Source organism: Veillonella sp. (assembly GCF_015058545.1).
Taxonomy (GTDB): Bacteria; Bacillota; Negativicutes; order Veillonellales; family Veillonellaceae; genus Veillonella_A.
Map to the genome: position 1 here is coordinate 1 of NZ_SVCB01000003.1, position 4,864 is coordinate 4,864.

4 protein-coding genes are annotated in these 4,864 nt (G+C 41.4%); all 4 read right to left on the reverse strand.

The window, feature by feature from the left end; genetic code table 11:
* A partial coding sequence (locus E7204_RS00120; RefSeq protein ID WP_295180413.1) for a VWA domain-containing protein occupies nucleotides 1-1,816 on the reverse strand: 1,816 nt, incomplete at its 3' end.
* A gap of 45 nt (nucleotides 1,817-1,861) precedes the next feature.
* A complete protein-coding gene (locus E7204_RS00125; RefSeq protein ID WP_156705799.1) occupies nucleotides 1,862-2,788 on the reverse strand; it encodes an ATP-binding protein in 927 nt (308 codons plus the stop codon).
* A 59-nt stretch (nucleotides 2,789-2,847) separates the two neighbouring features.
* Complete coding sequence (locus E7204_RS00130) at nucleotides 2,848-3,693, reverse strand: ABC transporter ATP-binding protein (RefSeq protein WP_021842474.1); 846 nt, start codon at nucleotides 3,691-3,693, stop codon at nucleotides 2,848-2,850.
* Nucleotides 3,694-4,731: an iron ABC transporter permease gene (locus tag E7204_RS00135; RefSeq protein ID WP_295180416.1), complete on the reverse strand. Its 1,038-nt coding sequence runs from the start codon at nucleotides 4,729-4,731 to the stop codon at nucleotides 3,694-3,696.
* Nucleotides 4,732-4,864: the final 133 nt, after the last annotated feature.

Genomic DNA, 4,864 nt, shown 5'->3' on the forward strand with positions numbered 1-4,864 from the left:
CGATTCCCAGACGAATAAAATCCTGCTCTGTATCTAAAATCAAAGTCCCCACCGGTAAATCAACAAAAGCCTTCGCCCAGGCTAATGCTTCGTTTACCGGATTATCAGTTTCGCCATAAGTCGCCCGACCATCGGTTACAATAAGGATATTAATTTTTTCGGTTGGTGAACGTCGTAAAACCTGCTCACAGGTTCTATAGGCCAATTCCAGAGCCCCTGCCAGCGGTGTTTTACCACCTGTAGGCAAATGTTCCAATAGTCGTCTTGCCAGTTCAATACTACCGGTAAACGGTAATACTAATTCCGCTTTCTCCTTGCGAAAAACGATAAGCCCTACTTTATCCCGTTTCTCATAAGCATCTTGCAATAAGCTGAAAATTGCACCTTTAACTGCTTCCATTCGTTTGCGAGCCGCCATAGAACCACTGGCATCCACAACAAATAGATAATGACCTCCGACTTGTTTTTCACGTTCCTTACGTCGATAATCCGGTTGCTTGATTTGAATGGCCAACGAACTGTTATTTTGTAACTCTGAACGGCGTAATTTTTGATACGGCGCCGCTGCTCGTATAGTCGCATCCAAAGCTAAATCTTTTAAAGGTTCCGGATGTTGAATAGCTCTAACATAGTGACCACCACAATCACCGGCTTTTGTACGTAAACGCTTGCCCGATCCCTTCCGAGCCTTACGATCCATTGTTTCATTGGCCTCTAAGCGTAAACCCATTAAGTTTTGATTCATAGCCGCTATCAATTCCGGCCATATATTGTTTATACCATTACTTTCAAGACTATCATCCGGATTGTCAAAATCAACTTGCCTTTCGTTCTCAAACGATTCATTGGAACTATCTAAATCGCCACTTGAATCAAACTGTGATTGATTATCTTGATTATCCTTAGTTTCATCGTTTTCGGCTGCTTCGACATTCTGATTGCTTTCGGTGTCACTATTTTGCTTGGGTTCTTGTGAATTATTATCCGAAGTATTTTCCTCATCACTCCGCATATCATTATCGGTATTGTTTTCTGATTGATTATTATCTCTATCAGAAGATTGATATTGCTGATTGTCTGTTTCAGTTTGTTGTTGCATACGATGAGGTAGCACATACAGCGTAGCTTCCTCCACATGTTTTGGTAAAATATATGATTTTTGGTCCAACCCCGCCACTGCAGCTGCAGCAACTGCCAGTAAAAATTCATTGGTATTGCCTACCGCACCGGATTTTACTATATAGCTGATACAGAGTTGCAATATAGCCTCGGACGGCACTATCTCCGATATCAAGGTTTCAGCATTTCTGAAATCCGCTACCGACATCATCGACTCAGTATATTCGGAATTTAAGATATCTCGCAATACAGCCAACCGTTTTGCTTCACCAGGGTTTTCCATCGCTACATGTAGATCTATAGTTTCCCACTCAGAAATAGTTAAACTCCCTTCTGCTGTATTAACGGTACCGATTAAGGTACCACCCATCTCTCGAATACGTTGTAATAGCAAGTGCCGTAAAGATTCACGAATCAAATGAAAGTCATCGATAAAAAACACCTTTACAGATTGATTAAACAAACCTTTGCCGGCTACATAGTGCCCGACTCGAATAGTTTGTTCCAAATCTATATGGTCGGTCAACGACTCCGCTTGAATATGCACAGGAATTGTGCGATACGGAATGTTCCATTGTTGTAACAATTTACGGGCACGATAACTCTTACCTACACCGGTCGGACCTGAAATTATAAGACTATTTATTTTTGGTTGTATAAGAGCCATAGCTAAAGCTCTCTCTACAGTCGCTGCCATAATGCCCACCTATACACTGTTTAAGCGCTTTTGCACACTAAAAAATTAATCTTCTGAATCCAAAATATCAGTAACACTACTCCAATCAAAGCCCTGCTCTTCAAACGGACGGCGGCGCATACGATGCGGCAATACCAATTGTGCCGCCACTTTCAAGTCATCATTATTAATCTCGGTTCGCTCATTATATGCAGCCAACGCTTTGGCCGTATGAAGCATCGTAATATCCGGACGATGTCCGTCAACATTAAGACGAATTGATAAAGCGGCAATCTTGCGTAATACCGTATCTGTAACACTAACTTGCGATAATAGAGATCGAGCTTTAACAACAGTTTCAGCCAATTCTCGATCGCTTTCTTTGTACGATGCCGCAAAAGTAACTTTATCGCTTTCAAAAGCCAAACGTCGTTTTACAACTTCCATACGTAATTCGGGTTCACGCTCACCTTTAACATCTACCGATAAACCAAAACGATCCAATAATTGTGGGCGAATATCACCTTCTTCGGGATTCATAGTGCCTACTAATATAAATTTCGCCGGATGAGAGTAGCTAATACCTTCTCGTTCAACCGTATTGACCCCCATAGCAGCTGCGTCCAAAAGAACATCCACCACATGATCGTCCAACAAATTTATCTCATCTACATACAAAATATTATTGTGAGCTTTCGCCAATATACCGGGCTCAAATTTTTTCTTTCCTTCAGTTAAGGCATACTCCAAATCTATTGTTCCTACCACGCGATCTTCGGTAGCATTAATCGGTAATTCCACAACTTGCATCGACTCGGCCCCATCAGTTTCTAACGGTGGCAGAATAGCCGCTAATGCACGTACAGCTGTTGATTTAGCCGTTCCTTTTTCCCCTTTTATCAAAACACCGCCGATAGCCGGTGAAATAGCATTTAAAATCAAAGCACGTTTCATGTCCGTCTGCCCTACAATTGCCGAAAAAGGATATAGAATTTGTTTAAATTGTGCTCCCTGCTCTATTACATTAATATCACTCATGTTATCGACTCCTACTATTCATTTAACTCTACCGTCATATCAGGCGGCAATGTATTTCCACGACGATACGGTTCAATATCAGTTGCATCATTCGGGAACACAAAAATACGTTGCTGTGTAAAATATGGATCTTCATACACAGCTGCAGACAGATGAAAAGCTTTTTTCAAATTTTTAGCCGTCAATACCTCTTTAGGCAGCCCATCCGCCACTAAGTGACCTTCTGAAATCAATAAAAGTCGCGTACAAAATTTAGCAGCCAACTCTAAATCATGAACAACAATAAAAATAGTTTTACCTGATTCACAATATTGGCGCCCCTGCCTGAAAATCTCATCAGCATATACTAAGTCCAAAGCTGCGGTTGGTTCATCGAGTAATAACAGCTCGGTTTCCTGTGCTAACGCCTTTGCCAAAAATACACGCTGCCGCTCGCCGCCACTCAATTCATTCACTGCACGATCCCTTAAGTGCCAAATACCAACGTTTTTCATAACAGCTTCAACAACATTTTCATCATTGGCGGACTCGTTTTGCCACCACTTTAAAAATGGATAGCGTGCGGTCATAACAATTTCCTTAGCTGTATAGCCAAAATTCAAATTTACACTCTGTTGCATGTAAGCAACTTGTCGGGCAATTTGTTTATCACTTTGATGGGGTATCGAAGCACCATTTAATATAACCGAGCCGTCCGTAAAAGGATATAAACCGCGTAGCGCTTTTAAAAAAGTTGTTTTACCCGAACCATTAGGCCCTATAATACCGATAAACTCACCACTTTCAGCTTTTAAAGAGATATCATGTAAAATCTGTTGATTACTCAAGGACACACTTAGATGTTCTACACTTAATTCCATTTAAATGCCTCCTTTTTGACGAACACGACGTAACAGATACAAGAAATACGGAGCCCCTAACAAAGCTGTCATAATGCCTACCCTAATTTCGCTAGGAGCCGCCAATACACGGCCGAGCGTATCACAAAATATGAAAAAAAGTGCCCCTGCTAAAGCTGAAACCGGCAACAATACACGATGATCGGGCCCTACTAAAATTCGAACAATATGAGGAATAATAAGCCCTACAAAACCGATAGCACCACTAACACATACCGCGGTAGCTGTAATAAATGATGCTAAAAACAAGAAAATTAACCGATATAGCATAACCGGAACGCCCAATGCCTTTGCTTCCGTATCACCTAATACCAACACATTCAATTGACGTCCCAATGTAATTAGAATTGTCGTCCCAATAAGAAACGGTCCAATAGCGAGAAAAACATGTTCCCAACGTCTGAAATCGAGACCGCCTACCATCCAAAACAAAAATTCACGCAACCGATATTCATTCATCAGTGTCAAAATACCGGATGTAAAAGCCCCCAACAACATACTAATGGCAACACCGGCCAATAATAATGTAGCGGTCTCCACGCGACCGCCTCGCATAGTTAATAAAATAGTAATACTAACAGCCATAAACGCACCAACAAAGGCAAACATCGGCATATAGAACATCCCCATTGAAGTGAGCCCTAAGGAAATAGCAATAACAGCACCTAGTGAGGCCCCTGCCGAAACACCCATAATCCCCGGATCAGCCAAGGGATTAGAGAAAATTCCCTGCATAACGGCACCGGCCAATGCTAAAGAGGCTCCAACCATAAGCCCTATTAAAATACGTGGCATGCGAATGTACCACAGCACCGCTTCCTGCTCCGGCTCTAATGGATTGGTTACCGTTACAGGTATCCCCAAACCTTGCCAAATACTCTGCAAACCGCCCAACACGGGCACCTTAATGGTACCCAAATGAAGAGCTATAATAATTATCCCTAACAGAAGTACTATCAATATTAAAATACTGATAACTTGTTTCTTTTTTCTTTCCATACCGCTCACCAAATTAATTATTCAAATTACATCCTTTAATAACTAAAATTTTTTTGGAATCGAATCCGCTTGAATATACTCAGGATAAACGATTTTCACTATTTCAATCATCGCTTCACCGATATGCTGATTA

Coding starts and splice junctions, on each gene's coding strand:
- E7204_RS00135 (WP_295180416.1), bottom strand. CDS start 4,731: ATGGAAAGAAAAAAGAAACAAGTTATCAGTATTTTAATATTGATAGTA.
- E7204_RS00130 (WP_021842474.1), bottom strand. CDS start 3,693: ATGGAATTAAGTGTAGAACATCTAAGTGTGTCCTTGAGTAATCAACAG.